The organism is Streptomyces sp. NPDC057638 (assembly GCF_042800315.1).
GTDB lineage: Bacteria > Actinomycetota > Actinomycetes > Streptomycetales > Streptomycetaceae > Streptomyces.
Genome location: NZ_JBHVHF010000523.1, coordinates 1 through 3230, shown reverse-complemented (window position 1 = coordinate 3230; position 3230 = coordinate 1). Strand labels below are relative to the sequence as shown.

Sequence of the window (3230 nt, the reverse complement as noted above, 5' to 3'; positions counted from 1 at the left end):
CAGCGCCGCGCCCGCGCGCGCCCACCCTGACACGGAAGCGGCCGCCGTACGCGCCCCTCCCGCCGAACACCCCACCCGGCGGTGCCCCAGCCCGGCGCCGCCCCCCAGCCCCCCCCCGGACGGATCACCGTGCCCCGCATCCGCTACAACCCCGAGAGCATCGTCATCCCCGCCGACCCCGCCGCGATCCTCGAATGGGCCGCCTGCCACATCACGGCCGTCGGCCTCCACCAGGGCTCCGAGCTCTTCGCCGGCATCGGCCGTACGGTCACTCTCCCCTGCTGGCCCCGGGGCGCCATCGACGTGGCCGCCGGAAACGGCCGAGGAAGCAGCAGCCGAACCTACGACTGGGCCGCCATCGGACGAGGTCGGGACCAGGCATACCGCGCCTTCGCCGAGTACCTCGCCGGGTGCCCGCTCGCCGCCGACACCACCGACAGCGCCCGATGGCTCCACCGATCCGTCATGGACGAGTGGAGCGCGGTTCCCGGGAGGACCGCCGAGCAGGCCGCCCAAGCCCTCCGAGCCGCCGCAGGAACCATTCACCGCCTCTTCTGACCCCGCCCCGGCACCACCGAGCGCACACCCGCCCGCTCTCACCCACTTCTACGGAAAGGCCCTTCCCATGCAGCTCACGGCCACCCGCCCGCAGCCCGACACCCGCCGATTCCCCCTGCACGTCCGCAGCGACTGCCTCACCACCTCGACGTGGTGGCTTGTCCAGACGCGTTCGGGAACCCTGATGTTCACCCTGTGCCCGGACCAGTCCTACGCCCCTGTCAACGTCTACGAGGCCGGCTACCTCGTACCCATCCGGACCCGGGAAATCTGCGACCCGGCAGAACGCCCCCACATCCCCCGCGAAGTCCGCCCCGACCACAGCGCGGCCAAGGAATCCTGCCCCGTCCCTGCCCATCACCCCGTGTGGCAGATGAGGCTGCACCAGGACGCCCCGACCACCTGACACCGAAAGCCGGGGCGCCCATCCCCAAGACCGGGCGCCCCGCCGCCGCAGGGGCCGCGGACGCGGCGGCATCGAGCCGCCCCGCCCGCGTACGCCCGCCGTCGGTCGGCCAGCCCCCGGCCGGCGTCCTCCGCCGAACCCGAAAAGGACCACATCGTCATGACCACCCCGACCGCCGTCGACCCGCCCGGCTGCGGCTGCACCGGGTGCATCACCGGGCAGTACGTCCCCCTCGACCGGGCCACCGCCCAGGACGTCGCCGCCCTGCTCAGAGGCCAACTCCCCAACCACACCGGCACCGCTCTCCGCGTGACCGTCGTGTACGCGCTCAACCCCGGTGGCGCCCTGGCCGACGCCGTACCGGACACCGTTCGCGTCGACTGCCAAGACCTCTCCTGGGACCTGGAGCCCTGGCACGCCCGTCCGCCCCAGCCCCCGTCCGGGCGCTGAAGGCAGCGGCGGCATCAAGCCGTCGTGCCCGCGTACGCCCGCCGGTCCCCCCGCGGCGCTCCTCCGCCGGAAACCGAAGAACAACCTGCTCGCTCCGACGGAGCGCCGCCGCGATGCCTCCCGCCCGTTCCCTCTACTCCTTGCGAGGAATCCATGTCGCCGACGCCGTTCATCATCGGCCCCCGCTTCGACCAGCACCGTCATCGCCCCGACTTCGGCGAACAGTGGACCGAGCACATGCGCGTGCTCGGCAACCGGGTCTTCTACTTCCAGCGCCACACCACCGCTGAAGGGTGGAGCACCACCCGGGCCCTGGAGCGCATCCCCGCAGTGTTCGTCTCCGTACCTGGCCTCCCCGGCGGCGCGCCGGGCCTGGGGCCGTCGTGGCGCGTCATCCACGAGTGGTCGCTCGTTCCGTAGCCGCTCACCGTGCCGGCCCGGGGCGCACTGTCGCGTCCCGGCACCGTGCCGCCCGCCATCTGCGGGCCCGGCGACACCGTCGAGTCGCAGGGCCCGCGCACGTCACCGCCCCCTGCCCGGCGGCCCCGCCGCCCTTCCCGAGATCGAAACGGTCATGACCATCACCACTGAACAGCCGCCAGCCGCCTACGCAGAGCAGCACCTCGGCCGATACGGCCTCCTGCGGATGGACATCACCACCAACCCGGCCGACACCAGAAGCACCTACAAGCTCCGCGGCCCCCATGTCCACGGCCACGCGGTCCTCTCACCGGGAACCCGGCTCGCGGACCCCACCGAGCCGCCCCGCCCGTGGGCGGCCGACCTCCTGGTCCTCTTCGGCACGGAACCCGCAACGCCCGCCCACCAGCGGGCGGATCCGCTGACGATCAACGGCATCACCCTCGCCAGCCTCACCCGCGTGTCCTTCGAACGCCTCGACGCCGGCGCCCCGGTGCGCACCTCCCGGCGGGACAAGGACTCCAACCCGGTCCCCCTGCCGCCCGCCACCCGCCGGCACGCCGAGGCCGTGCTCGGAGCCGTCGTTGCCCACTGGCGAACCAGGCCCGACCGCGAAGCCCTCGAACGCACCGGCCGGCAGATCGCCGCCACCAACCACCTGGAGACGTACAACAAGGAGCTGCACCGCCTGGACCAGGTCCTCAGCGACACCCGGGCCGCCCGGGAAAGGGCCTCCCGGCGCATCGCGGCCCTTCACGCCGCCGTCACCACCCCGGTGTGACCAGTCCGCGCCCAGATCGTTGACCGCGGTGTGCCGAGGAAACCGAGACTTCACCAAGTCCGTGATCCGCTCCAGGGCGTCCGCGTCGACCAGGTGCTCACCCTCACCCGCACCATCGACGCCGGGGGCGGTGTCGACCGCCCGGTCCTCGCGGCCCTCAACCCCCGCAGCATCGGTGTGGGTGTACTTGAGTTCGACGCGGTCGGCTGGCTGCCCCTCTGGCACAACTGGGCGGAGAGCCTGCACCAGACCCTCTCCCGCTGGGTGGCGCAGTACGGGACGGCCAACCCCCAGGAGTACCTGGACGTCCGCTCCGGACTCGACCTGGACATGTCGCCGGCGGGCCTCGTCCAACCCGCACTCCTCGGCTTCGAGGTCGTGGGCGGCCCCACCCTGGCCGTGCACCACTTCAACGGCCCCTGGCCCCTGCTGCGGCTCCTGTTCACGACACGGAGCCCCCGGAAGCGCGGCTTCGTCACCATCGGCGCCGCGGAGGCCGCCGACCTCCGCGACCTGGTCGCCGGGTGGCTCCGCGACTGGCCCGCCGCACACTGACGCCCCGCCAGGGCTCTCCGGTCCGCGGCAGGAACTCCAGGCCGGGGCTCCGCCCCGGGG

Annotated in this window: 6 protein-coding genes; all 6 read left to right on the top strand. The window is 73.2% G+C overall.

Going from position 1 to position 3230, the window contains the following annotated elements:
• The first annotated feature begins 129 nt into the window (after positions 1 to 129).
• The 6 genes from ACFVIM_RS34285 to ACFVIM_RS34260 all read left to right on the top strand — a co-directional run bounded on the left by ACFVIM_RS34285 (position 130) and on the right by ACFVIM_RS34260 (position 3170).
• Entirely contained in the window at positions 130 to 558 is a 429-nt protein-coding gene (locus tag ACFVIM_RS34285) for a DUF6197 family protein (RefSeq protein ID WP_384310069.1), read from the top strand.
• A 67-nt stretch (positions 559 to 625) separates the two neighbouring features.
• A complete protein-coding gene (locus ACFVIM_RS34280) occupies positions 626 to 964 on the top strand; it encodes a hypothetical protein (protein WP_384310066.1) in 339 nt (112 codons plus the stop codon).
• A 159-nt stretch (positions 965 to 1123) separates the two neighbouring features.
• Entirely contained in the window at positions 1124 to 1414 is a 291-nt protein-coding gene (locus ACFVIM_RS34275; RefSeq protein WP_384310063.1) for a hypothetical protein, read from the top strand.
• A 153-nt stretch (positions 1415 to 1567) separates the two neighbouring features.
• On the top strand, positions 1568 to 1834 hold the full coding sequence (locus ACFVIM_RS34270; RefSeq protein WP_384310060.1) for a hypothetical protein: 267 nt from the start codon (positions 1568 to 1570) through the stop codon (positions 1832 to 1834).
• 154 nt (positions 1835 to 1988) lie between these two features.
• Positions 1989 to 2615, top strand: coding sequence for a hypothetical protein (locus ACFVIM_RS34265; protein ID WP_384310058.1), 627 nt, complete (start codon positions 1989 to 1991; stop codon positions 2613 to 2615).
• Positions 2616 to 2645: 30 nt separating this feature from the next.
• Entirely contained in the window at positions 2646 to 3170 is a 525-nt protein-coding gene (locus ACFVIM_RS34260) for a hypothetical protein (protein WP_384310056.1), read from the top strand.
• The last annotated feature ends 60 nt before the right edge of the window (positions 3171 to 3230 follow it).

What these genes read in the sequence shown, in the direction of transcription:
- ACFVIM_RS34280 (WP_384310066.1), top strand. Translation starts at nt 626, where the DNA reads ATGCAGCTCACGGCCACCCGCCCGCAGCCCGACACCCGCCGATTCCCC.
- ACFVIM_RS34275 (WP_384310063.1), top strand. Translation starts at nt 1,124, where the DNA reads ATGACCACCCCGACCGCCGTCGACCCGCCCGGCTGCGGCTGCACCGGG.
- ACFVIM_RS34270 (WP_384310060.1), top strand. Translation starts at nt 1,568, where the DNA reads ATGTCGCCGACGCCGTTCATCATCGGCCCCCGCTTCGACCAGCACCGT.
- ACFVIM_RS34265 (WP_384310058.1), top strand. Translation starts at nt 1,989, where the DNA reads ATGACCATCACCACTGAACAGCCGCCAGCCGCCTACGCAGAGCAGCAC.